The following is a 26,908-nucleotide window of genomic DNA, read 5'->3' as shown; positions in this document are numbered from 1 at the left end:
CCTGGTGGTCCCGGCCCGCTGCTCACCAGAGGCTGGTGCGCAGGACGATCTCGGTGGCCAGCTCGTGGGCGCCCTCGGTGGCGATGTTGTCGACCTCGACCGGCACCACCCGGAACTCGCCGTACACGTAGCGGCCGGACGCGTCGGCGACGGCGCGCGGCAGGCTCTTGGTGACCAGCATGGTGACCGGCAGCTCGAGCGGCGGACAGGCCGCGTCGGGCGCGGTGCCGTCGGCGCCGGGCACCGCCGGATGGCCGTGATCGGCGACGACCAGGCTCATGAACCGCCCGAACCGGCCCGCGCACAGCCGCCAGGCCAGCGCCGCGCCGGCGCCACGCCCCGCCACATTGGCGTAGGGCAGCTCGAGCTCGTCGAGAATCACGTGGATCGCCGCGGGCTCGAGCCCCTCGACCGACTCCAGCACGACGGTCTGCAGATCGGACTCGTGCAGCCGCGCGCACACGGTGTCGAACACGTCGGCCGGATCGTCCGCATCGGGAAGCAACAGCACATTGTGCCGCGATTGGGGGCCGTCGACCCGCACTGTCCAGGCCCGGTCACCGACCGTGATCTGCCGAGATTTCATGCCGGTGAACGGTACACGGCCCGGCTGAACACGGCAGCGTGTTGCGCTCCGCCCGGCCGGTCTGTTTTCGCCCGTGTCCTGGGCTTTCCCAATCCGGAGGGCCCGAATTGCCAGACCTGTCACAGCGGGGCGTCGTCGGCGGTGAGGAGAGCGGCCGCACACCCGGCGACCCCGTGCGGCACGGGCCACGCGAGGTACTGGACGTGGTGTGCGGAGTTCACCTCCCCGGAGCTACCGCGCGCACCGTACGATGACGGCCGAACAGATCGGCGTTCACGGGGGGCTTGTGAAGCGAATCATCCAGAGTGTGTTGTGCGCTGTCGGTGCGCTCTTCTTCGGCGCGGGCGCGCTGTTCGGGGTCACCCAGCCGATCAATGCCACCGTCTACCTCCTCGGGTTCGGCCGGGAGGTCACGGTCCACGTCGACCAGAGCTCCAGCGGGACCATGGGCGGCCGCGGCCGGGCGGGTATCGGTACGAGCGTCGAGGACGGCCGCACGATCCGCCTCTTCGGTGTCACGGCGGGCGAAACGGTCGATGCCCGGATCGTTCTCATCGATGTCGGCATCGACACCGGTGCCTATCGGTCGGCCGCGATCGCTGCGACCGATTTCCTCTGGCTGATCGGCGTCTTGGTCCTCGGTGGGCCGGCGCTGGTGTTCGGCTTCGCCGCGTACGCCTTGGCCCGGGCGCGGCCCGCCGTCGCCGAGGAGACCGCTCCGGCCGAGGATTCCCGATCCTGAGCCACCGCCCGCGTCGTGGTGCTGCGACAGATGGTCGAGGTCCCTCAGCCGACCTCGGGGCGATCGAGTTCGGCGCGCACGATCGGCAGATCGGGTGACGCGCCACGGCTGATCAGGGCGTCGAGGGCGGCCAGGTCGACGTGCTGTTCGATCAGGTCGGCCAGCAGGTCGAGCTGGGCGGTGCGGGTGGCGGCCACCGAGGTGTCCGGAGCGACGCGGAAGCCGGTGCGGCCCGCGCGTACGGCTACTTCCGCGAGCCAGGTGCGCCGGAACTCGTCGGATTCGAGCAGCCCGTGCACGTGGGTGCCCCAGATAGCCTCGCGCACACTGCCTTCGGGGGTGCCGTCGACCGTCAGCCAGGTGGGGTCGCCGCTGTGCCGGACGCGGCCGTGGTGGATTTCGTAACCGGTGACGGGAATACCGTCGGCATGGCCCGAGATCTGTCGCGCGATCTTGGGGTTCGCGAACTCGATGGTGAGGTCGAGCAAGCCGAGACCCTCGGCGACCCAGGGGTTCTCGCCCGCTGCGGCGAGTTCGGGCGGTTGATCCGCCCGCGCCGCGTCCTCGCCGTCCGCGTCGCGACCGTTCGGCACGACGGCCGTGGCGTGATCGCCGGAACCCGCCGGGCGCGCGTACTCCACGCCGTCGGTGATCCGGCGTCCGAGCATCTGATAGCCGCCGCAGATGCCGAGAATCGGGCGTCCGGCGGCCGCGCGCGCACGCAGCGCCTCACCGATTCCCCTGGTGCGCAACCACTCCAGATCCGAGACGGTCGCCTTGGAGCCGGGCACCACCACGAGGTCGGCGGTGGCGATCTGGTCGGGCCCGTCGGCCCAGCGGACCGCGACGCCTGGTTCGCAGGCCAGGGCTTCGATGTCGGTGGAGTTGGAGATGCGGGGCAGGCGAACGGCGGCGACGGTGAGCCACTCGGTGCCGTGCGGTGGGCCGGGACGGCCGACGGGCGTGCCCGCGACGGTGCCGAGGGAGTCCTCGGCGTCGAGCCACAGGTCCTCGGCGAAGGGCAGCACGCCGAGGGTAGGTCGGCCGGTCAGCGTGGTCAGCTGGTCGAGGCCGGGCTGGAGCAGGGCCACGTCGCCACGGAACTTGTTGACGAGAAAACCCGAGATGAGCTGCTGGTCTTCGGGTTCCAGCACCGCCACGGTGCCGAACAGATGCGCCAGCACTCCCCCGCGATCGATGTCACCGACCACGAGAACCGGCAGCTCGGCGGCGCGCGCCAGCCCCATGTTCGCCAGATCCGTTGCCCGCAGATTGATCTCGGCGGGCGACCCGGCACCCTCGCAGATCACCACATCGAATTCCGCGCGCAGGGAAGCGAGTTCGGCCGCGACCACCTCGCGCAGCTGCTGCCTGCGCGTGAAATAGTCCCGCGCGCCGACGGTCCCGACAGCTTTGCCACGGACGACCAGCTGCGAACGCCGATCACTGCCGGGCTTGAGCAGCACCGGGTTGAACCGCACGCTCGGCTCCAGCCCACACGCCCGCGCCTGCAACGCCTGCGCCCGCCCGATCTCCCCACCGTCGAGCGTGACAACGGAGTTGTTGGACATGTTCTGCGCCTTGAACGGCGCCACCCGCACGCCGCGCCGCGCCAGCATCCGGCAGATGCCCGCCACCACAACGCTTTTCCCTGCGTCGGAGGTCGTGCCCGCGATCAGCAGCGCCCCGCGCGGGCGCGCGTCATCGCCCGCACCCGCGGCCGGACTCACGGCAGGGTCAGGATTTCCGCGCCCGTCTCGGTGACGACCAGGGTGTGTTCGAACTGGGCGGTCCACTTGCGGTCCTTGGTGACCACGGTCCAGCCGTCGTCCCAGATGTCGTAGTCGATGCCGCCGAGGTTGATCATCGGCTCGATGGTGAAGGTCATGCCGGGCTCGATGACCGAGTCGATCTCGGGCTGGTCGTAATGCAGGATGACCAGGCCGCTGTGGAAGGTGGGGCCGACGCCGTGGCCGGTGAAGTCGCGCACGACGCCGTAGCCGAAGCGGTTGGCGTAGGCCTCGATGACCCGGCCGATCACATTGAGCGCGCGACCCGGCTTGACCGCCTTGATGGCCCGGTTGGTGGCCTCTTCGGTGCGCTCGACCAGCAGCCGCACCTCCTCGTCGACATCGCCGGCGAGGAAGGTCTTGTTGGTGTCGCCGTGCACGCCATGGATGAAGGCGGTGACGTCGATATTGACGATGTCGCCGTCCTCGATCACGGTCGAGTCGGGGATGCCGTGGCAGATGACCTCGTTGAGCGAGGTGCAGCAGGACTTGGAGAAGCCCTTGTAGCCGAGGGTCGACGGGTAGGCGCCGTGGTCGCACATGTACTCGTGGGCGATCCGGTCCAGCTCGTCGGTGGTGACGCCGGGCGCGACCGCCTTGCCCGCCTCTTCCAGGGCCTGCGCGGCGATCTTGCCCGCGATCCGCATCTTCTCGATGGTCTCGGCCGTCTGCACCCAGGGCTCACGCCCTTCGTTCGCGGTCTTCTTCCACACGTACTCGGGACGCTCGATGGAACGCGGGACGTCGCGGATCGGCGACTGGGTGCCGGGAACGAGTGGCTGACGGGTGCGCACGGACATAGCAGCGAGTGTAGCCAGCACCCCTACCCGGCGCTGTGTCGCGGTTCGAGCCGGACCACGATCCCCTTCGAGGTGGGGGTGTTGCTGATGTCGGCGACACTGTCGAGCGGGACCAGCACGTTCGTCTCCGGGTAATAGGCCGCCGCCGAGCCGCGGCTGGCCGGGTAGGCGACCACCACGAAGTTCTCGGCGCGCCGCTCGACCCCGTCGTGCCACACGCTGACCAGGTCGACCACGTCCCGCTCGGCCAGGCCGAGCGCGGCCAGGTCGTCCGGATTGACCATCACCACCCGGCGCGCGTTGTGGATGCCCCGGTAGCGGTCGTTGTTCGCGTACGGGATGGTGTTCCACTGATCGTGCGAGCGCAGCGACTGCAAGAGCAGATGCCCCGGCGGCACGTCGAGGAAGGTGAAGTCGTTGCGGGTGAACTCCGCCTTTCCGCTGGCGGTGCGATAGATACCCTCGTTGACCGGGTTGACCAACCGCAGCCCACCCGGCTCGGAGACCCGCGCGGTGAAGTTCTCGAAGCCGGGCACCACCCGGGAGATGCGGTCGCGCACGGTGTCGTAGTCGGCTTCGAACTCCGCCCACGGGATCGCCGGGGTATCACCGAGGGTGCGGTGGGCCAGCCGGGAGATGATGGCGACCTCGCTGAGCAGGTGCGGCGAGGCCGGGTCGAGACGGCCGCGGGAGGCGTGGACCTCGCTCATCGAGTCCTCCACGGTGACGAACTGCTCGCCGGTGGCCTGGATGTCACGATCGCTGCGGCCCAGGGTCGGCAGGATCAGCGCGGTCGCACCGCACACGGTGTGCGAGCGGTTCAGTTTGGTGGAGATCTGCACGGTGAGCGCGCACTGCCGCAGCGCCGCCTCGGTGACCGCGCTGTCCGGCGTGGCCCGCGCGAAATTGCCAGCGACACCGACGAATACCTTCGCCCGGCCGTCGCGCATGGCGCGGATGGCGTCGACCGAGTCCAGCCCGTGCGCGGTCGGCGGGGTGAAGCCGAACTCGGTGCCGAGGGCGTCGAGGAACCACTGCGGTACCCGCTCCCAGATGCCCATGGTGCGGTCGCCCTGGACGTTGCTGTGCCCGCGGACCGGGCACACGCCCGCACCGGGGCGGCCGAGATTGCCACGCAGCAGCAGGAAGTCGACGATCTCGCGGATCGTCGGCACGCCGTGCTTGTGCTGGGTCAGGCCCATCGCCCAGCACACGATGGTCTTCTTCGCACCGAGGACTTCCCGGTGCACGTCCTCGATCGCCGCCCGGGTCAGACCGGTCGCGGTGAGCGCGTCGTCCCAGCCGATTCCCCTGGCGTGCGCGGCGAAATCCTCGAAGCCGTGGGTGTTCTCGCGGATGAACTCGTGGTCGAGGACGGTGCCCGGCGCGGCGTCCTCGGCTTCGAGCAGCAGCCGGTTCAGCGTCTGGAACAGGGCCAGGTCACCGCCGGGCCGGATCTGCAGGAAGTGATCGGCGATCGCGGTGCCGCGCCCGATCACCCCGCGCGGGACCTGCGGGTTCTTGAACCGGATCAGCCCGGCCTCGGGCAGCGGGTTCACCGCGACAACCTTCGCGCCGTTGCGCTTGGCCTGCTCCAGGGCCGAGAGCATCCGGGGATGGTTCGTGCCGGGATTCTGACCGACGACGAAGATCAGGTCGGCGGCGTAGATGTCGTCCAGCGACACACTGCCCTTGCCGACCCCGAGGGTCTGGTTCAGCGCCGAACCACTCGACTCGTGGCACATGTTGGAGCAGTCGGGCAGGTTGTTGGTGCCGTAGGCGCGGGCGAAGAGCTGCAGCAGGAACGCGGCCTCGTTGTTGAGCCTGCCCGAGGTGTAGAACAACGCCTCGTTCGGCGAGTCCAGGCCACGCAGCGTGTCGGCGATCAGGTCGAGGGCGGCGTCCCAGCCGATCGGCTCGTAGTGCGCGGCGCCGGGCCGCTTGACCATCGGCTCGGTCAGCCTGCCCTGCTGGTTGAGCCAGTAGTCGGAGGTGGCGTCGAGTTCGTCGACGGTGTGGGTGGCGAAGAACTCGCGGGTCACCCGGCGGGTGGTCGCCTCGTCACTGACGTGCTTGGCGCCGTTCTCGCAGTACTCGTTCTTGTGCCGGTGCTTCGGCTCCGGCCAGGCGCAGCCGGGGCAGTCGAACCCCGCGGCCTGGTTGACGTTGAGCAGGGTCAGCGCGGTGCGTGCGGCCGAGGTCTGCGACAGCGAGTACTCGAGCGCGTGGACCACCCCGGGAACACCGGCCGCCCAGGTCTTGGGTGGGGTGACCGACAGGTCGTCGGTGGGGTCATCGATCGAGGTCATCACCGGCTTCTTCCCGTGCCGCGGCACTGCGATCGGACTGGATGACCTCAGGCTTCCCAGTTTCACGGCGGTTGTCAACGCGGCGGTTCACACCCGGTTTCGCCCGCAGGGGTGAGGACGGGCGACCGTCACGCTCGCACGCTGTCACCATGACGACACTTCCCGCCCCGCCCCTCGCCGCCGTCGCCCAGCAGCTGACCGGCGGCGGCCGCGGCATTCTCGCCGCCGACGAGTCGATCACGACCATGTCCGCCCGCCTGGAGCAGGCGGGCGTCCCCGCGAGCGCGACCGCCCGGCGCGACTATCGCGCCCTGCTGCTCACCGCCGACGGGCTGGCGGATCGGGTCAGCGGAATCATCCTGTGCGACGAGACCTTCGGTCAGGATCTCGCCGACGGCCGCCCCTTCCCCGTCGCGGCCCGCGACCTCGACCTGCTGCCCGGCATCAAGGTCGACACCGGCACCACCACCCTGCCCGGGCAGGCGGGCGCGCTGGTCACCGAGGGACTCGACGGGCTCGGCGCCCGGCTGGCGTCCTATGCCGAGCGCGGGGCCGCCTTCGCCAAGTGGCGGGCCGTGTTCGACGTGCGGACGATCACGCCCTACGCCGCGCACGCCAACGGCCACGCGCTGGCGCGCTACGCCGCGCTGTGTCAGGAGCACGGCATCGTGCCGATCGTCGAGCCGGAGGTGCTGTGCACCGGCGAGCACGATCTGGCCGCGTCCGCCCAGGCCACCCGGCTCGCCCTGCGTTCCCTGTTCGCCGCCCTCGACGCCGCCGGGGTCGACCTGACCGGCATCGTGCTCAAACCGAACTTCGTGACGCCGGGACTCGACGCCGCGCCCGCACCCGCCGACGAGGTGGTGGCGGCGACGTTCGAGGTCCTGCGCGACACCGTGCCCGCCGCGGTTCCCGGCATCGCCTTCCTCTCCGGTGGTCAGCCGACCGAGCGGGTCTGCGACTACCTGCGCGCGCTGCACGCCAGGGGCGATCGGCCGTGGTCGGTCACGTTCTCGTTCGGGCGGGCGCTGGTCAGCGCGGCCTTGCACACGTGGGCCGGGGCGCCGGCCACGGTGGCCGACGCCCAGCGGGTGCTGCTGGCGAACTGCCGCAGAGCCGCCGACGCGACCCGCTGACTACCGGATCGGCAGCTCGACCAGCACGATCGTGCCGCGCCCCAGCAGCGACTCGATGCGCAGCGAGGCCTCGATGACGGCGCAGCGTTCGGCGAGCGAGCTCAACCCGAAGTGCTGGTCGGCGTCGGCGGACCGTTCGGCCCGGCGCGCGGCGGGGTCGAACCCCGCGCCGTCGTCGGAGCACCCCAGCACCACCGAGTCGCCGACCCGACGCAGCGACAGCACGATCCGGCTCGCACCCGCGTGCTTGACCGCGTTCACCAGCGCCTCCTGCGCGATCCGGTACAGGGCGGCGGCCGCGTGCTCGGGGATGTCGCCGACGGCGGCGGCCGGGTCGACGAGGAATTCGATCGCCGGGCCACCGCCGGTGCTCGCGGTGCGGACCAGCGATTCGAGCGCGGCGACCAGGCCCAGGTCGTCGAGGACGAGGCTGTGCAGGCCCGAGATCGCCGCCCTGGTCTCGTTGTAGGCGTAGTCGGCCAGGGTCCGGGCGCCGACCAGTTCGGCGCGGGCCCGCGCCAGCGCCCGCAGGCCCGGCTCGTCGCCCGCGGCGACGTGGGCGGCGAGTTCGGAGACGGTCAGGTCGGCCGCGGACAGGTGGAACGACATCGACGCGAGCGCGGTGGTCACCCCGTCGTGCAGGTCGAACGCGATCCGCCTGCGCTCGGCCTCCTGCGCCGAGATCGCCTGTTCGACCAGGCGATCCCGTTCGGTGCGATGCCGGGTGACGGTGCGCCACAACCGGTGCGCGTGCAACGACAGGCCGAGCACGCCGGCGTAGCCTTCCGCCCGCGCGAGGTCGGCCGGGCCGAACGGTGTCGCCGGATCCCGATGGGCGGCGAGGACGCCCACCACCGAGTCGTCGATGCCGCGCAGCGGCAGGCACATCCGGGCGATGGTCCGGTCGGGGTCAAGGCGTAACAGGCTGCGGTGCATCGCATTACGCGGCGAATCCCGATCGAGAAGCACCGGCGTGCCGGTCCGGGCGACCAGACCGGTCACCCCGAATCCGACCTGCAGGGTCAGCGCGCCCGCCGACGGATGGGCGGGCCAGAGGTCGACCACGGTGAGGTCCTGCCCGTCGACCGCGTACAGCAGCACACCGTCGGCCGCGAGCAGCGGGGCCAGCTGCGCGGCGCTCGGCGCGACGCCGGTCACCGGAACAGCCCCTCCCGCAACGCGACCGCGATCGCCCCGCTCCGATCGGACACGCCCAGTTTGCGATACAGCCCGCGGATGTGGGTCTTCACCGTGTCCTCGCTGACCACCAGTTTGCCAGCCACCGCGCGGTTGGAGTGCCCGGAGACCAGCAGTCCCAGGACCTCCGACTCGCGCTGGGTCAGCCCGAGATGCGCGCCCGACCAGAACTGCCCGGCGTCGAGCCGGGCGGCGGCCAGGGCGACCCGGCCGGCCAGGGCGGGATCGATGACCGTCTCGCCGTCGGCGGCCCGGCGCAGGTGGGCGACGAGTTCGCGCCCGTCCACCCGCTTGAGGACATACCCGGCCGCGCCGGCGCGCAGCGCCTGGTAGAGGTAGTGCTCGTCGTCGTAGACGGTGAGCACCACGACCCGGGTGGCCGGATAGCGTTCGGTGATCTGCCTGCACAGATCCAGGCCGCTGGCCTTGCCGATCCGGACGTCGCACAGGACGATGTCGGGCCGGTGCTCGTCGATCAGGCGCAGGGCCGCGGTGTCGGTGGTCGACTGGCCGACGATCGCGACCTCGTCGGGGAAGTGGCCGAGCATCGCGTCGAGCCCGTGCAGGACCATCTCGTGGTCGTCGACGAGCACCAGCCGTAACGGGGGCGGCGGCTCCGGCATACCGCCACAGTACGGCGGAAAACGGCGGTGACTCACGGCAATCGGCGAGAAATCACCCGTGTGGCCACCCGTGCGGGGGAAGGCCGCGCGACCCGCGTGCGGTCGGATGGACGGACCCGATCGAAAGGCGCCGCCATGCCGGAATCCACTGTTCATCGGCCACTCGCCGCGTCCGCGGTCGACACCGATCAGCTCGCCGTCGACACCCTGCGCTTCCTCGCCGCCGACATGGTCGAGGCCGCGAACTCGGGACATCCGGGGATGCCGATGGGGGCGGCGCCGATGGCGTGGACGTTGTGGAGCAGGCATCTGCGCCATGATCCGGCCGACCCGGCCTGGGCCGATCGGGACCGGTTCGTCCTGTCCGCCGGGCACGGTTCGGCGCTGCTGTACGGGCTGCTGCACTTGTTCGGCTACGACCTGCCCACCGAGGAGCTGCGCCGGTTCCGCCAGCTCGGCTCGCGCACACCGGGTCATCCCGAGTACGGCGAGACGCCGGGCGTCGAGTGCACGACGGGTCCGCTGGGTCAGGGCCTGGCGATGGCCGTCGGCATAGCACTGGCGGAGCGCATGACCCACGCCCGCTACCCGGAGATCACCGACCACCGCACCTACGCGATCGTCGGCGACGGCTGCCTGATGGAGGGTGTCAGCCACGAGGCGGCCTCGATCGCCGGGCAGCTGCGGCTGGGCCGGTTGATCGTGCTGTGGGACGACAACGCCATCACCATCGATGGCGCCGTCGACCGGTCCTGCGGCGACGACCAGCTCGCCCGCTTCGCCGCCTACGGCTGGCACACCGAGACGGTGGCCGACGGCACCGACATCGCCGCGATCGACGCGGCCCTCACCCGGGCGAAAGACGATCCGCGGCCGAGTTTCCTGGCCGTCCGGACGGTGATCGGGCACGGCGCGCCCGACGTGGCGGGCACCGCGCAGGCGCACGGCGCACCGCTGGGCGCGGATCAGCTCGCCCGGGCCAAAGCGCTTGCCGGATGGACCTATCCGTCTTTCGCGGTCCCCGAGCAGGTCGCCGCGACGTGCGCGGTGCTCACCGAGATCGGTGCCGAGGACCGGGCCGACTGGCTCGTTCGGTTCGCCGCATTCGCCTCTGCCGCACCGGAACGCGCCGACGAGTTCACCCGTGCCGGTGCGCGCGCACTGCCCGCCGGACTCGCCGACGCGCTGTCCGGCATCGTCGGAAACGCGCCGCGCGCGACCCGGCAGTCCTCGCAAGCCTGCCTGGACGCCCTGCGGCCGATCCTGCCGGAACTGGTGGGCGGCTCGGCCGACCTCGCGGGATCGACCGGCACCGCGTTCGGTCCGGTGCTGGGCCGGGACGACTACACACACCGCGCGATCGCGTTCGGCATCCGCGAGTTCGGCATGGCCGCCGTCCTCAACGGGATCAGCCTGCACGGCGGGTTCCGGGTGTTCGGCAGCACGTTCCTGGTCTTCGCCGACTACCTGCGACCCGCGCTGCGCCTGTCGGCGCTGATGGGTCAGCCGGTGATCTACGTGCTCACCCACGATTCGATCGCGGTCGGCGAGGACGGGCCGACGCACCAGCCCGTCGAGCACGTCGAGTCGTTGCGTGTGATCCCGGGCCTCCAGGTGCTGCGCCCGGCCGACGATGCCGAGACCGCGCTCGCCTGGGAACTGGCGCTGCGCCGCACCGACGGCCCGACCGCGCTGATCCTTTCCAGACAGTCTCTGCCGCAACACAACACCGATCGCGGCACCCGCGAACTTGCCGCCGACACTCAAGCCACCGCCGATCCCCGCCCCACCGCCGACACTCGGGCCAGCGGCAACCCCCGTCCCAGCGGCGACCCCGTGCCTCCCGTCGGCTCAGGTCCTGCCTCAACCGTCCCTCCGCCCTCCGTGACGGACCCGCGCGGCGGCAACACTGTCGCCGACTCGCGACGGACGACGACCGGCGAATCTCCGGCCACCGACGGTGCTACGAGCGAGACCACCGAGCCGCTCGTCGCCGAGGGACGCCACCTGGTCGATATCGTCGCCACCGGCTCGGAGGTCGCGCTGGCGGCGGCGGTCGCCGACGAACTCCGGGCCGACGGCTACGTCGTGCGGGTGGTGTCGGTGCTGGATCGCACGCGCTACTCCCCCGATCCCTCGGCCCGGACCGTCAGCATCGAGGCGGGCAGCACCACGGGCTGGGCGGGCGTGGCCGACCTGGCGATCGGCATCGACGCGTTCGGGCACAGCGGTCCCGGCGCCGAGGTCATGGCCCACCACGGCCTCACCGTGCCGTCGGTGCTCGCCCGGGTCCGCGACTACCTGGGCGGTGCCCGATGACCCACCTGGACGCGGTGATCTTCGATGTCGACGGCACCCTGGTGGACAGCGAGCGCGACGGGCACCGGGTGGCGTTCAACGCGGCCTTCGCCGAGGCCGGGCTCCCCGACCGCTGGGATATCGACCGCTACGGCGACCTGCTGCGGATCGCCGGCGGCACCCAGCGGATGACCCACTGGTTCGAGAGCACCGGCCGCTCGCCCGCCCAGGCCGGGGAACTCGCGGAACGATTGCACCCCATCAAGACCCGGATCATGCGAAACCTGGTCGAGGACGGGCGGATCCAGCCGAGGCCCGGCGCCAGGGAGCTGATCGAGCGGCTCACCGCCCGCGGTATCGCGCTGCACGTGGCCACCACCGGCACCCGCGCGTGGGTGGAACCCCTGCTGCGCCATGCCTTCGGCCCGGTCTTCGACGTCGTGATCACCGGGACCGAGGTCCCCGACCTCAAACCGAGCCCGGCGGTCTATCTGGAGGTCTTGTCCAGGACGAGGTGCGCGCCCGAGCATGTTGTCGCGGTGGAGGATTCCGCCAACGGTGTGCTCGCCGCGCAGGCTGCCGGGTTGCGGTGCGTCGCCGCGCAGAACGCCTACACCCGCTCGCACGACCTCTCCGCGGCCTTGCTGGTCGCGGACGGTCTCGACGATCCGGAACTCGTCAGCTGGTTCGACGACCAGCTGACCGCGGCCTCGCCGCGCCGCCGGTAGTGACCGCAGGGGCGATGCGCCACCCCTGCGGTCGGCCGTTCAGAAGGCGGGGACCGCGTCCGCCGTGGTCGCCTCGGCGGTGGTCCCCGGTCGGCGCAGCACCGTCACACTGACCAGCAACGCCGCCGCCAGCAGACCGGCCGCGACGGTGAACGCGAGGCGATAGCCATCGGTCAACGCGACGGCTTCGGCTGCGCCCGTGGCCAGTTCGGCGCCGGTCCTGGTGGCGGCGAGAGTGGACAGGACCGCGACCCCGATCGCCATTCCGACCTGCTGGGTGGTGTTGAACAGGCCGGAGGCGAGCCCGGCGTCGTCGGCCGAGGCACCCGACATGCCCAGCGCGGTGAGCGCGGGCAGCACCAGCCCGCCACCGGCGATCAGCACCATCATCGGCAGCAGATCGGTGACGTAGTCCGCGTCGACGGGCAGCCGCATCAGCCACGACATGCCGATCAGCAGCAGGACCAGTCCCGCGATGAGCACGGTCCGTTCGCCGAAGCGGGTGATCAGCCGGGCCGAGGCGAACAGCGATACCCCGCCGATGGCGAGGGCGGCGGGCAGCATGGCCAGCCCGGTCTGCAAGGCGTTGTAGCCCAGCACCTTCTGCAGGTAGAGCGCGACGATGATCTGGAAGGCGAACATCGCCGAGAGCGTGAGCATCTGCACCACATTGGCACCGGACACGCTGCGGGAACGGAAGATCCGCAGCGGCAGCAGCGGCCGGCGCGCGGTGGCCTGGCGGGCGACGAAACCCGCGAGCAGCGCGCCGGACACCGCGCCGAGCCCCAGCGTGTGCGGCGACACCCAGCCGTACCGTTCGACTTCCACGATGGTGTAGATACCGAGCATCAGCCCGGCCGTGACCAGGACCGCCCCAAGCACATCGGCGCCCGCGCCCCAGCCCAGACCGCGGTCGGCCGGGAGCGCCGTGACGGCGACCAGAACGGTCACCACCCCGATCGGCACATTGATCAGGAAGATCCAGTGCCAGTTCAGCGCATCGGTGAGCACTCCGCCCAGCACCTGCCCGATCGACGCGCCCGCCGCCCCGGTGAAGCTGAAAATGCCGATGGCCGTGGCCCGTTCGCGCTGACCGGGAAAGATCGTGACCAGGATGCCGAGCACCACCGACGCGGCCAGAGCACTGCCGACACCCTGCAGGAAGCGCGCCGCCACCAGCATCGCCGGGGTGACCGCGGCACCGGCCAGCAGCGAGGCCGCCGTGAAAACGACGGTGCCGGTGAGGAACATCGTCTTGCGGCCGACCAGATCGCCCAGCCGTCCGGCCAGCAGGAGCAGTCCACCGAAGGCGATCAGGTAGGCGTTGACGGTCCAGCTCAGGCCCGCGGGCGTGAAGCCGAGGTCCGCCTGGATCGCGGGCATGGCGACGGTGACGATGCTGCCGTCGAGGATGGTCATCAGCGTCGCCGCCGACAGCACCGCGAGCGCGATGCGCTGAGAAGAGGTCATGAAATGACCGTACTAGATAGTTTCGTTGCAGACAATCTATAACGGACTATTGCCGTGCGCGACGCGCGGGCGCCGCCTCCACCACGGTCGACAACTGCCCCTCCACCAGCAGATTCAATGCGCGAACCAGAGTTTCCCGCTCCACCTTCGGCAGCGACCCGAGCGCCGCCTGATGCACACCGTCCACGATCTCGGCGCTGCGCGCGGCGAGCTTCGCCCCCTCGGGCGTCACCGCGATGATCCGCGCGCGACGGTCGGCGCTCGACGGCTTGCGCTCGGCCAGGCCCGCCTTCTCCAGCGCGTCGACGGTGACGACCATGGTCGTCTTGTCCATGTCGCCGAGCTCGGCGAGCTGCGCCTGGGTGCGCTCGGCCTCGAGCGCGTGCACCAGCACGCAGTGCATGCGGGCAGTCAGCCCGATCTCGGCCAGCGCCGCCGCCATCTGGGTGCGCAGCACGTGACTCGTGCGGTCGAGCAGGAAGGACAAGTCGGGTTCGGTGCGCGTCGTCGCGAGGGCGGTCATACCGGCCACTATAGTTTCGTCATAGATAATCTGCATCCATCCGTAACGGCGGGGAATTTCGCCGGACCACGGTCCGTTTAGGAGATGACCGGAGCAGACCGCATCCCGAAACGAGGTTCACATGGAACTGGGGCTCACGACCTTCGCCGAGCTGTACCCCACCGGCGACCGGCCCGCGCCGACCGCCGCCGAGCGGCTGCGCCAGGTCGTCGACGAGGCCGTCGCCACCGAGGCGGCGGGCCTGGACGTCTACGGCGTGGGCGAGCACCACCGCAAGGATTTCGCGGCCTCCTCGCCCGCCGTCGTCCTGGCGGCCGCGGCGGCGCGCACCGAACGCATCCAGCTGACCAGCGCGGTGACCGTCCTCAGCTCCGACGACCCGGTCCGGGTGTACCAGGACTTCGCGACCCTGGACGGGCTGTCGAACGGCCGAGCCGAGCTGATGGCCGGGCGCGGCTCGTTCACCGAGTCCTTCCCGCTGTTCGGCTACGACCTCGCCGACTACGACGACCTCTTCGAGGAGAAGCTGGCCCTGCTGCTGCGCCTGCGCGCGGACGAGCCGGTGACCTGGTCGGGCCGGTTCCGCGCGCCGCTGCGCGACGCCACCGTCTATCCGCGCACCGACGACCGGCCGCTGCCGGTGTGGATCGCCGTCGGCGGCAGCCCGGAGTCGGTGATCCGGGCGGGCCTGCTCGGGCTGCCGCTGGCGATCGCGATCATCGGCGGTCAGCCGGCCAGGTTCAAGCCACTGGTCGAGCTGTACCACCGGGCCCTCGCCGAAGGCGGCCACGAGAAGCAGCCGGTGGCGGTGCACGCGCACGGCTACGTCGCCGACAGCGACGAGCAGGCGGTGGCCGACTTCTACGCGCCGTACGCGCTGGCCATGTCGACCATCGGCCGCGAACGCGGCTGGGGCCCGATGACCCGCGAGCAGTTCGACGCCCTGCGCTCACAGAGCGGTTCCCTGTTCGTCGGCACGCCGGACTACGTGGCGGGCAAGATCGCCGAAGTCCGCGACACCCTCGGCCTGGACCGGTTCATGCTGCACACCAGCGTCGGCACCCTCCCGCCGAAACAGGTACTGCACAGCATCGACCTACTCGGCACCAAGGTCGCGCCACAGGTGCGCTGATCTATTCGAGCGCCGCGTCCAGCTCGCCCCGACGGGCGGCGCGGCGTTCGCGTCGCCTGCGCAGGTAGCGGCGGATGCGGCTGGCGCAGGCGTAGACCACCCACAATCCGATCGCCAGCGAGACGGCGGCGATCACCGCGGCCAATATCGGGAAGAACACCGCGAGCGTGACGACGGCGCCGACGCCCAGATCCTCCGCGGTACTCACCGCGATATTGGTGACCGGCTCCGGAGAGGTGTTGATCGCCATCCGAGTACCGGCTTTGACGATATGGCTGGCCAGGGCCGTGGTCCCGCCGACCGCCGCCGCGAACATGGTGGGCAGCGAATCGTCCTGCCCGGCGATGAGAGCCGCCACCACCGCCCCGGACGCGGGCCGCACCACGGTGTGCACGGCGTCCCAGAACGAATCCAGATACGGGATCTTGTCGGCGACCGCCTCGATGACGAACAGGACGGCGGCCGCGACCAGCACATCGGTGCGTTGGAGTCCCGGCGGCACGTCCTCGGCCCAGCCGATCCGCCCGAACACCCCGAGCAGGAACACCACCGCGTACGCGTTGATCCCGCTGGCCCAGCCCGCGGTGAAGATCAGAGGTAGCACCGACACCTGCTCAGCGTAAGCCCGTCCACCGACTCCACACGGCAGCTCGGCCGCGCTTCGGAATCTAGCAACGCTAGACATGCTAGCGATCAGATGCTACCTTTGCTCCAGCTTCTAGCGATGCTAGATATCACGAAGAGGGAGCCAGGAAATGCTCGTTGTCACCGGCCAGATCATCGCCACCGCCGCCGTTCTCGCCAATGCCGTCGTCTACGGGACCGATGTCTGCGGGGCCGTGATCATGCGGTCGGTCTACCGCAAGCTCGACGACGCGACCGTGACCGTGAGCGCGGGGTGGGGCCACTACTACGGCGACAAGCGCATGCCGATCGTCGGCGTGAGCGGCGTGGTGACCGCGGTCCTCACCCTGCTGATCGCGGTGCTGGCCGGGCAGACCGGCGCCGCGGTCGCGGCGGGAATCGCGGTCGCCGCGCTGCTGACCTGGCTCGCCTTCTACGTCCGCGTCGCCAAGCCGATCAACACCCGGCAGACCGCCGCCGCCCTCAGCGGCGTCATCCCCGCCGATGCCCGTGCGCTGCAGGACAAGTGGGACAGCATCCTGAAGTACCGGGTCACCCTCCAGTTCGTCGCCATCGCCGGTCTGTGCGCCGCGATCATCCTGTTCTGAACCCACCCCATCACCGAGGAGTCATCGACATGTCCTTCACCACCAATGAACAGCAGTTCCTCACCGAGGCCGGGATCGGCCGCCTCGCCACGGTGTCCCCCGACGGCGTCGTACAGAACAACCCGACCAACTACCGGCTGAACCCCGACGGCACCATCGACATCGGCGGCATGCGGATGCGCACCAGCCGCAAGTACCGCAATGTCGAGGCGGGCAGCCGGGTGTCGTTCGTGGTCGACGAACAGGTCTCCCTGGAGCCCTACGTGGTTCGCGGCATCGAAGTCCGCGGCACCGCCGAGGCCCTGCCCGACGACGAGCCGCCGTTCCCCCACCAGGAAACCTCGATCATCCGAATTCACCCCGCCCGCATCATCTCCTGGGGCATCGACGGCGACTCCTTCGACTTCACCAGCCGCACCCCCGAGTAGTCACACCTCCACCACCGGGTCGCCGAATCACCGGCGTACCGGTGAGTGTGAAGGAATATTCAGCGCAGCGTTCGCCCACCGTCGTGAACAGCTCCGAGACTTCCTGCGGTCGTGACGGGAACGCCTCGGACATCGGCCTGCCGTCTGCGGCGCACGCTGCGGTTGCGAGGGGACTCCGGTCGAGCAGCGAGTCCGGGCCTACTTGACCGAGGTTCCCAGGCCGTTTGGCACGATCGAACGGTGGCGCCCTATTACCCAGCAGAATTGGCTCAAGCTGTCGGTTATGTCGTTCTAGAAGCCTCCGATGCAGAGGACTCGATCGGTGAGCTGATCGTTTGGCGGACCGGAGTCGACGAACCCGACCCGGCCTGGTGGTCGAGCGGGTCAAGGTTGATCGACGCTCTGGAATCGATCGGCGACCCGGCCCTTGCGCCCATCGCGACCGAGGCGCGAACCCTCTTGCCATTGCGACACCCGTTGTGCACGCGTTGTGGCTGGTCAGGAAAGGGGGCAAACACAGAACCATGCTTCGCACCAAGTCGACGAAGAAGGACCCCAGGCCGCCAGGGCTTGACTTCGGAGATGGCTGGTCAGAGGATTCGCTAGCCGATCTTGCCGAGAGATTTCGCGTTCTCGACCAGATGGCTGACGATGCGATCAGCGACGCTATGGGTCTAGCGCGTAGCCCGGGGACGCTTCTGCCCCCACTCACGGCGCCGGTCGTCCTGCCAAACAGAAAACCCCGCACTTCGTAGGGCAAGTGCAAGGGTCGATACACAACGAGGAGAAGGCGCGTAGACCAGCGGTTAGCGAAACGGCAGCGAGAGCGCCGACGTGGGACGCAACTGCACCGCGCCCGAATGCGCCTACTCCCAGCTCAGCAACAAGGATGTGACAAGCCGGGAGGCTGAAGTACGTGGATCGAAGTGGTCGATGGGCCCGCCGAGCGGGACCACTGTCGCAAACAGACCAACAACCCCGAATTAGTCACTTGTCCGCAGCTTTCAGTACATCGGAAGCTTGACGGTGGCGCACGGTTAGGACGAAGCTGCCTCCAACGCAGTCGGGCACGAAGCAGGTTCCTTCAGCTTCAGTCGAGCTTGGATGCGTCCGCTTGGCGCACGAGCGCTGATAGGGCAGCGCTGGCGCGAATCCTTGTCGTTGCTTCATGGTTCACTGAGGCTGTGACTATCTGTGCAGCCGAAGACTGCAAGAACGAGGCCGCGTTCAGGACAACGAAGCGTCCCGCCTGGTGCGATCAGCACATCACAGAGATTCTGTTGGCGGGCGGGCTGACACCCGTTGAACCATTCACCAAGCGAGACGCGCATCGTCTAATGCGCTGCACGACCTGCGGCTGCGAGGCCCATTACAGGTTCGACTACGTCCTGGACAAGAACAGGATCGATGAGCCGGTCTGCCGCGCGTGTTACTGGAGACAGTGGGCATCCGACCAACGCCGCCTGGCATTCGTCGCGCCGATCCCAGTCGACATCGAGAAAGTTCGTCAGCACTCCGAAGACAACGGTCTCGAGTATCTCGGTCCACTCACCACTCCGTCTCTTCCCTCGGACCCTCACAGAATTCGGTGCAAACGCTGCAGCATGATAAGTGCCAAGCGGTGGGGCGACATCGGATGGGGCTGTCAAAGCTGCCGCCAGAACCCCAAGAGGCAGACTCCCGCGGCGACGGCTGGTGCGAAGAATAAGAATCTCCTGCGCAACTCCGACGATGCAGTGGTGTCATGGTGGGACCATGACGCTAACCCAGAGTCTTTGTGGCAGAAGGCGAAGCTCCGCTCGCCGCAGGAGGCAGCGTGGAGATGCCCGAAGTGCGCGACCAGTTTTCGGAAAACGATCCGCGAGATGACGAGCCACCTCTCGTCCCTATCTTGCCCAACCTGCAAAGCCGAGTGGGAACAAGAGTACAGACGGAAACAACGGGAACTAAGCACCAAGACCGTAGCAGACATTCCTGAACTGGCAGCGCTGTGGATCGACACTACCCCAGCCAACCAAGTTCCAGTTCTAGACAGCGGCTACTACAAATTCCGCTGCGTGAACGGCCATCAATCCACCCGCCGTCCGTACGGCTACATGGACGGATGCAGCTACTGCGCTGCCGCTGAAACGCGCAAAGCCAACGCTGCGAAAGCAGCCACTGACCCAGCCTCTACCCGTCTCAGTCCGGAGATCAGCGCACAGTGGCACCCCAGTCTTAACGGCCGGTGGAAGCTGGCCGCTGTCTCGCCAAATTCGCGACGACCAGCGTGGTGGAAGGACCCTATCTGCGGTCACGAGTGGCAAGCCACCCCACGGGAGCGCGACAAGTATCACCGGCTCCGTTGCCCACATTGCAGAACTGTTCTTGACTCTCTCGCCTACTATTATCCCGAGATCGCTGCTCAGTGGGCGCCCGAGAACAGCGTGTCCCCATGGCATATCCGGTCAACGACCTCGCAGATGGTTGAGGAACCGTCGTGGGTTTGCCCCAACGATTCGCGGCACCGCTGGAAGGCTACGCCCGGTTCACGAGTCAACGGATCGACTTGCCCTGAGTGCCAGGAGTCGGGCAAGTCAAAGGTGGAATTGGCTCACCTCGCCGAGGCACGCCGCCTGTTCGGCAACGCCAGCTCGGGCAAGCGGATCGACTCTCCCGCGTTTGTCCGCCGTGGGGCATGGACAGTCGATATCCTGGTGGACCTCGACGATGGCCGACAACTCGCCATCGAATATGACGGTTCGTATTGGCACGCAGACAAGGCTGGGCTGGACATCGAAAAGAGCCGTGACCTCATCGCTGCCGGGCTGACCGTTGTACGGCTAAGAGAAGAGCCACTAGCGCACCTAGATATCGAGTCAGCCTGTTACCACGAGATCACCGTCTATTCGACGGCGCCTGATCCAACTGGAACGATGGAGCGTGTGAGGTTACGCGTGCAACTGTAGGCAAGTTCATGTACCGCCTGGATAGATCCGAAGATCCGTGTCAGGCGGTGTCGCCGATCTGGATCCCCACTACGCGGCCTTGTCGGTGCCAGTTGGATCGCCCTGTTGGATCACCCTGATAGATATCCGGTGTATCTGATCGAACATTCGGATAAGCGCCATGGGATGCTCTAGCGGTGCCGATGGGCCGCAGCCTTTTCGAGTAGATCGCTCAACTTGTCTTGAGTCATCCCCGGTCTCCAGATCGGCAAGTCGACCGCGGACTGCCACGGGCCTTCGACGCGATCCCCGGAAGCTGGCCGGGCATAAGGCCGGAACCGGTCGGGCAGGATGCCACGTTCGGTTGCAAGTTTCAGGATTCCCGCTGCCAGCGATCTCTGGGGAATACGCCAAGTTGAACTCACCTGGGGAGGAATGTGAGGATCGACATTCCCATCATCGAAGAGGTGGGTCGCGTGAAGAGGTGAGTAGTCCACACCGAGATCGATGCCCGACGCGATTATGTTGGCAGGTAAGCGCCCAGTATTGGTTACTGTCACGCCCAGGTACCGATCAGAATCCGGAACGTCGAGCCCAGGCAACGCCTGGAGCGGTACCGAGATCCACGCGCCCCGGATGTCGGCTACGCCGACCGCCTCAACCTCAAGAGAAGTTTCGGTTCCCTTCGGGGAATCGCTGATCTGAGCCACCTCTGAGTCGGATAGGGTCCGTCCAGTTCGATCAGCGACCTGGTATTTCTTCCATTCGATGAGCTCATCGGCGCGGTACTTCGAGGGGTGGTCGTCGACAACCTTGTGATGTTTGCTGCATAGAAGCAGGCAGTTCTCTTCGTCGTCGAGTAGGTGCTTCGGATAGGCAGGTTCGTGACGAGGCCCCTTGGGCTTCCTCGATCGGATGTGGGCGATCTCGACGATGGGCGTCAGCATTCCACGGTCCTCGAAGATCAACTCCTCGACACAGCCCGGATACGCACAGTGAGTTGCACGACCGAACAGCTTCTTGATCAGCAGGGGGTCAGAGAGACCTGGCACCAAACGATCCTAGCGCCACGGCGACGTCTCGGAGACCCTCTCGATGTGGCTGACAGGGTATGGCTCGCACTGCCGCCGCCTTCCGTTCGACTTGCCATCGCGGCCATCAGCGTCAAGCTGCCACGCTGCAGCACCCGCGACAAAGTGGACCGCCGGCCTCTGGATAGTCGAGCAACACTGGTCCTTCCGCGCCAATGACGGCGCCTGTCCATCCGCAGGGAACACCGCACCGAGATATCCACCAAGGATTCCTCGACCTCGCCGCTGCTCTCATCAGCTGGCGACAACTCAGCGATCGAGCTTGATAGGAGGTCTAAGGGGGGTATGTGGCCGCGCCTACGAGAACAGCACCCAATCAGAGCATCCGTGCGCCATCATGAGCCTTGTGCCTGCCGATGGTGTAAACCCTACTGACGATGCCACCAGTGCTTGGAATCCGCAGTTTTACGAACCACCCGTCAGCGAAATCCCCTCGGTGGACGGGATGGGCGTCCGCGACCTGCGGCCGATGACGACTACTCAAGAGGAGGTGCACGGAACGTGGTGGCTACCTACGGAGCCCGACCGGGTCGCTGCGGGGACGCTACGCCTGCAGCACGGCGCGCGTCCGCGCCTGGAAGTTCATGTGCCGCTTGTCGATCCCGTCACCGAGGAACACGCTGAGGAATCGACGTTCACTGTCCACGGGCAATCCGGCGGGCAACACGTGACGCTACTAAATGCCGTCGCGATTGAAAGTCAAGTCGAGAGGCAAGTCGCGACCGGCAAGCAGTACATACACCAGGTTCTGCAAGCCGACACTGGTGCGTTGATCGGTCGAGAACACATCGACGATGCCGATCATAAAATGTTCGCGGAAGCTTTCATCGAGGTTGACTACCTTACCTTCCTTGCCAAATCGGCCGACCCAACATGGTCGGAGCGTGAGACGCAGCAGGGCGCCACGACAGCAACATTCGTGATCCCATTGGCGGCAGAACTCTCTGCTCAATTCGGCGGTCTCAAAGCAACGTTGACGACGAGGGAAACCTATACGGGAGAACAGGCCTACGGGATCGGCGGCACCTCCATCCCGGTGACATACCGTGCCATATTCCGACTTCAAGGGGATGCCCCTATGGCGGTTCAGCAGTTTTCGACTGCTGCGCGCGAGCTCTCTGATTTGGTTACTCTGGGCATGCTACGCCCAGCCCATGTGCGCCGAATCGATTTCGACGCCGCACCGGGGTCCGCCAACGACCGCTACCGATGGTGGGGAACCGATCCGATGCCCCGCGAAGAAATACTCGGCTTCGAAACCCGCCGTAACATTGCCTTCACCTTCCTCGACGCCGACCTTGCCACGATGCTCCCCGCCTGGAACGCTCTGCTCACAACAGCGAGATACGGCGTCGGGTCGACCATCGCCCTGCTGCGAGAGACCAGCACCTACCACGAGACCAAGTTGCTCGGAGTGTGTGGCGCCCTCGAGGCTTTATGCCGAGGTCTCGGACTACAGGGAACCTACCGCCAGCGTGCCGAAGCGCTCGCTGGAATTGTTGCGCCTACCGTTCGCGTCGAGGTGATCCCATCCGTGGACAAGTGGGCGGAATACCTCACAAAGGCTCGTAACTCCTTAGCCCATGGGGACGAACCCGAGGACCGGAAAGTGCCGGAGGACGTCTGGTATGCGCTGGAACACCCAACGCTGGCGCTGCTGATTCTAGTCCTGATGACCAAGCTCGGAGTCTCCGAGAAGGCGCAAAGGCTAGCTCTCAACTACAAGGGCCTTCGAACCGCAGCATCGCTGGGGACTCGATACCTAACCTGATCCCTCTCGCAGTCGGCACTCTGCGGGCCGAGCGTCCTTCGTCGCCTGCAAACGGCGATACCCGTGGCGCGACGATTCCGGCAAACGCGCGTCAGAGTGGGAGTTTGTCGCATCCCACTGGGGAACCTATTCCAACTCCATGGCGCCTGCGATGACGTACCTGTGGAGGAATGCAGCGTTCAGGGAGTCGCCGAGGCCCGAGGAGCTTTTGGCGATGTTGAGAACGCCACCGTGGCAGAAAGTCTGCGTCTAATCCGTGCGCTGGGTGCCGAGCCGAGTTGCACACTTCACATATTCTGCGACACCACCACGTCCCGTGGGACGAAGCGGCAGCCCGGCTCGGACACCGACGCGCCTGATCATTCGCCGAGCCAGTGTAGGGCGCGCAGAACCGACGAGGACTGGCTACGGCAAGGGGGCCAGGTCCGCAATTGCGTCGAGTCTGCGGCCCTCGTTAGGCATCGAGAGGCCGATCCACAGCCCGAACAGTCCGCGCCGTTTGTAGCGCATCCGGCGGGACACTTGCACACTCGTAGTCACCGCCGGAGCCCCCAGAACCTCGGCAATTCTCCGGTCAGCCTGGTAGACCATTCGTCGCGTCCAAGACAGCATATGCACCAGATACATGCCGAGGTAGAGACCTACGAACAGTGTGATGGCGACTTCAGCCCACAGCCGCGCAGGGACATCCAACGCAGTCGTGACAAAGCCTGCCAGGGCTATCGAGGCGACACTTCCGATCGACGCGATGCACAGCAGCTTCAGCGTGCCGGATTCGATCAGGTCGGCTAGTACGACAGCCTGCGCCAACTCGCTGTCCTGCTCAGCCGCGGTCAGGTTGCCGAATGCCGGGGTGATGGCGATGTACGGGCAGTAGACCGCAGTTCGTGTCCAAATACCCTCGGGCAAAAGACTTTCCGACAGCTTCCCGCGCTTTACGCGAGGAGAACGTACCCCGAGTGTCAGGGCCAGCTCTTGGGCGCGTTTGGCGTGCGCATCTAGATTCACCCGCATATGTTCTATGAATCGCAACCAAAACCGCGCCCAAACATCCGAGTATCACATCATGGACGTGCGGCTATCACTCCTTCCGGCGTACGTCGTGGATCAGCTGCGTTGGCTACCAATTGATTCCGTGGCTCGAGTCACGTTCGGGGCGTGGGTAGTGGGTGTTCTCGCCGTTGTTGTCCACGAAAGTGGTGTGGTGGGTGTGACTACCGGGCGTGGCGGCCTCCATGGCCTTGGCGATTGCAGCGCCGGGCGATCTCGCCTCCGCCGCACCAGGTCGCCGGACGTCCGGCGGCGCGGTTAGCGTGGAGGGATGGCCAGTGCAGCATCCGCCCACCGTCGTGAGCAACTCCGTGATTTCCTGCGGTCGCGGCGGGAACGGGTCCGGCCAGGCGATGTTGGGCTACCCGCGGCGGGGCGTCGGCGTACTCCGGGGTTGCGGCGTGAAGAAGTCGCGATGTTGGCGGGGGTGGGGGTGTCTTGGTACACGTGGCTCGAGCAAGGGCGTGACATCACGGTGTCGGGGGACGTGCTCGATGCGGTGGGGAAGGTTCTGCTGCTGAGTGAACCCGAGCGGGGGCATCTGTATTTGCTTGCCGGGCTCAATCCGCCGCCCCCGCGTGCCGCGGCGGGGACCGAGGTGACCGTGGAGATCCGGCAGTTGCTCGATGGGTGGGAGCGGGGGCCCGCGGTGGTGCGGGATCGGTACTGGAACATTCTGGCGTTCAATGTGGTGGCCGGGTGGGTGTTCGGGTGTGATGACGGGGAACCGCACAATTGCCTGGTCACGTTCTTCACCAGTCCGCGCTATCGCGGGCTGCCCGCGCTGTGGGAGGCGGCGGCGCCGGGGGTTGTCGCGGCGTATCGCGCGGATGCGGCGCTCGCCCCGCATGATGACGAATTCCAGCGGGTGGCGCGGGAACTGGCCGCCGCCGAGCCCGACTTCGCGCGGCTGTGGGAGCGGCATGAGGTGGATGTCCCGGTCCAGGCGGTCAATGCTCTGCGGCATCCCGAGGTCGGCGAGCTGTACTTCGACGCGACCACGCTAACCGTCGCCGATCAGCCGAATTGGTCTGTCGTGCTCTACAACCCGAAGCCGGGCACCGACACCGTCGACCGCCTCACGTATCTGCCGCGCCTGCGGTTGACCGAATCCGCCTGACCCGCGACGGCGTTCCGCGCGGTGGTCGCTTCGGAAGCATCGAAATCGTAGAACGCCGCTGTGCGCGGCATCCCTACGTCTGCGGCGGGGGCGACCACGCCGCAGAAGCACACGCGATCCGCGCAACGTCGAAGCGATGGGTCGGGAGCCTGGTGGTGCCACACCCCGGATAACTGCGCACTGCCTATGTGGTACCGGTGCGTCCACGCTGAATCCATGACGCACAACAGTTCTCGATTCGACGGCAAGACAGTGCTGATCACCGGCGGCACCAGCGGCATGGGTCTGGCGACCGCGCATCGGCTGCTCGCCGAAGGGGCCGAGGTCGTGGTGACCGGGCGCGACAAGGCCCGGCTGGACGCGGCGGTGGCCGGGCTCGGGACGGGGGCGCACGGCATCGCGGGTGATGTCACCGATCTCGACGACCTGGACGCTCTTGCCGCGACGCTGACCGACCGCTTCGGCCGCCTCGACGTGGTCTTCGCCAATGCGGGCATCGGCTCGTTCCAGCCGATCGATCAGGTGACCGGCACGTTGTTCGACGAGGTGATCGCCGCCAACGTCAAGGCCGCGTTCTTCACCATTCAGAAGACCCTGCCGCTGCTGCCCGCGCACGCGGCGATCGTCATCAACGCCTCGTTCGGCCTGCACCGCGGGGTCCCCGGCGCGGCGCTGTACTCGGCGAGCAAGGCCGCCGTCCACAACCTGACCCGCACGCTCGCCGCCGAACTGGCGCCGCGCCGCATCCGCGTGAACTCGGTCAGCCCCGGCTACATCGACACCCCGGCCTTCCGTGCCGAACTCTCCGACGCCGCCCAGGCTGGTGTCGCGGGCCTGTCCCCCGCCGGTCGCGTCGGCACCTCCGACGATGTCGCCGCCGCCGTCGCGTTCCTCGCCTCTCCCGACGCCGCCTACGTCAACGGCCACGACCTGCGCGTCGACGGCGGCCTCACCGCTGTGGACGCCGCCGCACTCCTGTGAGCCCCGCGCCGGGTCGGCGCCCTCCTGAATACACCGCTGACGGCATCGGGATCGGCGGTCCGCAGGCTGGCGCCGGGAAGCCGGTAATCGGTTGCCCGGCAAAGGCGCTGACCGGAGTGGCGGTCCGCCCGCGTGGGACACGAGACGACCGGCGGCCCCGGTTTCGGACCGTCCGATCAGCGCAGCGCGGCGCGTCCCCGCACCCGGCCGAGGACGACCAGCACCACCAGCGTCACCACCACCAGGACCGTGGTACCGGCCGCGGCGTCGAACACCTCGCCGCGGTCGGTTTGGGCGAAGATGCTGACGGGCAATGTCTTCCAGGTGGCGGGGTAGACCATGATCGTCGCGCCCAGCTCACCCATGGACAGGGCGATGGCCAGGCCGGCTGCCGCGCCGAGGGCGGGGAGCAGCAGTGGCAGGGTGATCTGGCACAGCACGCGCAGGGGACCGGCGCCGAGGGATTCGGCGGCCTGCCGGTACGCCGGGTCGAGCCGGTCCAGCGCGGCCGACACCGCGCTGAACGCGTAGGCCAGGACCAGCACCGTGTGCGCCACGATCACGATCCACTTGGTGCCGCCGAGCAGCAGCGGGCGTTCGTTGAAGGCGATGAGCACGCCGAGGCCGACGGCGACCGAGGGCACCGCGACCGGCAGGTGGAACACCGCGTCGGTCACCCGGCGCAACCAGGTGGGCGCCGCGCGCGAGGCGAGCGCCGCCCAGGTGCCGAGGACCAGCGAGAGCGCGCCCGCCAGCAGGGCGGTCTGCAGGCTCACCGACAGGCTCGCCGCCTGCTCACCACTGAGCGCGTTGCCGAGATTGGTGACACCGAGGTCCGAGGGCAGCGGGCCGGTCCAGCTGCCCGCCAGCGCGGCGGCGACCACGGTGGCGATCGGGGCGACGAAGACCACCGCCACCACCACCCCGAACAGGCCGAGCACCAGGGCCTTTCCCCGGGGAGTCCAGACGAGCAC

Annotated in this window: 23 protein-coding genes; 11 read left to right on the top strand and 12 right to left on the bottom strand. The window is 68.1% G+C overall.

All coding sequences use genetic code 11. From position 1 onward, the window contains the following. Positions 1–22: 22 nt before the first annotated feature. On the bottom strand, positions 23–586 hold the full coding sequence (locus ACFYWJ_RS14955) for an alpha/beta hydrolase (RefSeq protein ID WP_355280618.1): 564 nt from the start codon (positions 584–586) through the stop codon (positions 23–25). Between the two features lie 250 nt (positions 587–836). Here ACFYWJ_RS14955 and ACFYWJ_RS14950 point away from each other — a divergent pair, with 250 nt between their 5' ends. After that, entirely contained in the window at positions 837–1,328 is a 492-nt protein-coding gene (locus tag ACFYWJ_RS14950) for a hypothetical protein (protein WP_355280616.1), read from the top strand. Positions 1,329–1,372: 44 nt separating this feature from the next. Here ACFYWJ_RS14950 and ACFYWJ_RS14945 read toward each other — a convergent pair whose 3' ends face one another. From ACFYWJ_RS14945 to ACFYWJ_RS14935, 3 genes are read right to left on the bottom strand one after another with little or no spacing between them, the layout of a single operon-like run. Further along, positions 1,373–3,058: a cobyric acid synthase gene (locus ACFYWJ_RS14945; protein WP_355280615.1), complete on the bottom strand. Its 1,686-nt coding sequence runs from the start codon at positions 3,056–3,058 to the stop codon at positions 1,373–1,375. Next, entirely contained in the window at positions 3,055–3,918 is an 864-nt protein-coding gene (gene map / locus ACFYWJ_RS14940) for a type I methionyl aminopeptidase (protein WP_355280613.1), read from the bottom strand. The genes ACFYWJ_RS14945 and map overlap by 4 nt, the downstream gene beginning before the upstream one ends. Positions 3,919–3,941: 23 nt before the next feature. Continuing rightward, a complete protein-coding gene (locus ACFYWJ_RS14935) occupies positions 3,942–6,227 on the bottom strand; it encodes an FdhF/YdeP family oxidoreductase (protein ID WP_355280611.1) in 2,286 nt (761 codons plus the stop codon). Positions 6,228–6,376: 149 nt separating this feature from the next. Between ACFYWJ_RS14935 and ACFYWJ_RS14930 the strand changes: the two genes are divergently transcribed. After that, positions 6,377–7,363, top strand: coding sequence for a class I fructose-bisphosphate aldolase (locus ACFYWJ_RS14930; RefSeq protein WP_355280610.1), 987 nt, complete (start codon positions 6,377–6,379; stop codon positions 7,361–7,363). On the opposite strand, the gene ACFYWJ_RS14925 is transcribed toward ACFYWJ_RS14930, so the two are convergent. Beyond that, positions 7,364–8,521 carry a GAF domain-containing sensor histidine kinase gene (locus ACFYWJ_RS14925; protein WP_355280609.1) on the bottom strand — a complete coding sequence of 386 codons (1,158 nt, stop codon included), beginning with the start codon at positions 8,519–8,521 and terminating at the stop codon, positions 7,364–7,366. Then, entirely contained in the window at positions 8,518–9,183 is a 666-nt protein-coding gene (locus ACFYWJ_RS14920) for a response regulator transcription factor (RefSeq protein WP_355280608.1), read from the bottom strand. The genes ACFYWJ_RS14925 and ACFYWJ_RS14920 overlap by 4 nt, the downstream gene beginning before the upstream one ends. 135 nt (positions 9,184–9,318) lie before the next feature. Here ACFYWJ_RS14920 and ACFYWJ_RS14915 point away from each other — a divergent pair, with 135 nt between their 5' ends. Beyond that, on the top strand, positions 9,319–11,502 hold the full coding sequence (locus ACFYWJ_RS14915) for a transketolase (protein WP_355280606.1): 2,184 nt from the start codon (positions 9,319–9,321) through the stop codon (positions 11,500–11,502). After that, positions 11,499–12,209, top strand: a complete 711-nt coding sequence (locus tag ACFYWJ_RS14910) for an HAD-IA family hydrolase (RefSeq protein ID WP_355280604.1) — start codon at positions 11,499–11,501, stop codon at positions 12,207–12,209. Before ACFYWJ_RS14915 ends, ACFYWJ_RS14910 begins: the two co-directional genes overlap by 4 nt. A gap of 39 nt (positions 12,210–12,248) precedes the next feature. Here the strand turns inward: ACFYWJ_RS14910 and ACFYWJ_RS14905 are convergent, their stop codons facing one another. Beyond that, positions 12,249–13,679, bottom strand: a complete 1,431-nt coding sequence (locus ACFYWJ_RS14905; protein WP_355280603.1) for a DHA2 family efflux MFS transporter permease subunit — start codon at positions 13,677–13,679, stop codon at positions 12,249–12,251. 46 nt (positions 13,680–13,725) lie between these two features. After that, positions 13,726–14,202 (bottom strand): MarR family winged helix-turn-helix transcriptional regulator, encoded by a 477-nt coding sequence (locus ACFYWJ_RS14900; RefSeq protein WP_355280602.1) that lies wholly within the window; start codon positions 14,200–14,202, stop codon positions 13,726–13,728. Positions 14,203–14,323: 121 nt separating this feature from the next. On the opposite strand from ACFYWJ_RS14900, the gene ACFYWJ_RS14895 reads away from it, so the two are divergent. Then, a complete protein-coding gene (locus ACFYWJ_RS14895; RefSeq protein ID WP_355280600.1) occupies positions 14,324–15,334 on the top strand; it encodes an LLM class flavin-dependent oxidoreductase in 1,011 nt (336 codons plus the stop codon). A gap of 1 nt (position 15,335) precedes the next feature. Here ACFYWJ_RS14895 and ACFYWJ_RS14890 read toward each other — a convergent pair whose 3' ends face one another. Further along, complete coding sequence (locus tag ACFYWJ_RS14890) at positions 15,336–15,944, bottom strand: DUF4126 domain-containing protein (protein ID WP_355280599.1); 609 nt, start codon at positions 15,942–15,944, stop codon at positions 15,336–15,338. A 145-nt stretch (positions 15,945–16,089) separates the two neighbouring features. Between ACFYWJ_RS14890 and ACFYWJ_RS14885 the strand changes: the two genes are divergently transcribed. From ACFYWJ_RS14885 to ACFYWJ_RS14875, 3 genes are all read left to right on the top strand, one after another. Next, on the top strand, positions 16,090–16,566 hold the full coding sequence (locus ACFYWJ_RS14885; protein ID WP_355280598.1) for a DUF1772 domain-containing protein: 477 nt from the start codon (positions 16,090–16,092) through the stop codon (positions 16,564–16,566). A gap of 29 nt (positions 16,567–16,595) precedes the next feature. Next, positions 16,596–16,994, top strand: coding sequence for a PPOX class F420-dependent oxidoreductase (locus tag ACFYWJ_RS14880; RefSeq protein ID WP_355280596.1), 399 nt, complete (start codon positions 16,596–16,598; stop codon positions 16,992–16,994). 1,337 nt (positions 16,995–18,331) lie between these two features. After that, positions 18,332–19,942, top strand: coding sequence for a zinc-ribbon domain-containing protein (locus ACFYWJ_RS14875; RefSeq protein WP_355280685.1), 1,611 nt, complete (start codon positions 18,332–18,334; stop codon positions 19,940–19,942). 170 nt (positions 19,943–20,112) lie between these two features. On the opposite strand, the gene ACFYWJ_RS14870 is transcribed toward ACFYWJ_RS14875, so the two are convergent. Then, positions 20,113–20,973: an HNH endonuclease signature motif containing protein gene (locus ACFYWJ_RS14870; RefSeq protein WP_355280595.1), complete on the bottom strand. Its 861-nt coding sequence runs from the start codon at positions 20,971–20,973 to the stop codon at positions 20,113–20,115. Positions 20,974–21,358: 385 nt separating this feature from the next. On the opposite strand from ACFYWJ_RS14870, the gene ACFYWJ_RS14865 reads away from it, so the two are divergent. Beyond that, positions 21,359–22,783, top strand: coding sequence for a HEPN domain-containing protein (locus ACFYWJ_RS14865; protein ID WP_355280594.1), 1,425 nt, complete (start codon positions 21,359–21,361; stop codon positions 22,781–22,783). Positions 22,784–23,188: 405 nt separating this feature from the next. On the opposite strand, the gene ACFYWJ_RS14860 is transcribed toward ACFYWJ_RS14865, so the two are convergent. Further along, entirely contained in the window at positions 23,189–23,791 is a 603-nt protein-coding gene (locus ACFYWJ_RS14860) for a hypothetical protein (RefSeq protein ID WP_355280592.1), read from the bottom strand. A 313-nt stretch (positions 23,792–24,104) separates the two neighbouring features. On the opposite strand from ACFYWJ_RS14860, the gene ACFYWJ_RS14855 reads away from it, so the two are divergent. Both ACFYWJ_RS14855 and ACFYWJ_RS14850 read left to right on the top strand, forming a co-directional pair. Continuing rightward, complete coding sequence (locus ACFYWJ_RS14855; protein ID WP_355280591.1) at positions 24,105–24,953, top strand: helix-turn-helix transcriptional regulator; 849 nt, start codon at positions 24,105–24,107, stop codon at positions 24,951–24,953. Positions 24,954–25,169: 216 nt separating this feature from the next. Next, positions 25,170–25,934, top strand: coding sequence for a glucose 1-dehydrogenase (locus ACFYWJ_RS14850; RefSeq protein ID WP_355280590.1), 765 nt, complete (start codon positions 25,170–25,172; stop codon positions 25,932–25,934). 176 nt (positions 25,935–26,110) lie between these two features. Here the strand turns inward: ACFYWJ_RS14850 and ACFYWJ_RS14845 are convergent, their stop codons facing one another. After that, positions 26,111–26,908, bottom strand: coding sequence for an ABC transporter permease subunit (locus ACFYWJ_RS14845; RefSeq protein ID WP_355280589.1), 798 nt, complete (start codon positions 26,906–26,908; stop codon positions 26,111–26,113).

Source organism: Nocardia sp. NPDC003269, from assembly GCF_042888005.1.
Taxonomy (GTDB): Bacteria; Actinomycetota; Actinomycetes; order Mycobacteriales; family Mycobacteriaceae; genus Nocardia.
The sequence above is the reverse complement of the archived record's forward strand: the minus strand, read 5'-3'. Positions and strand labels throughout refer to the sequence as shown.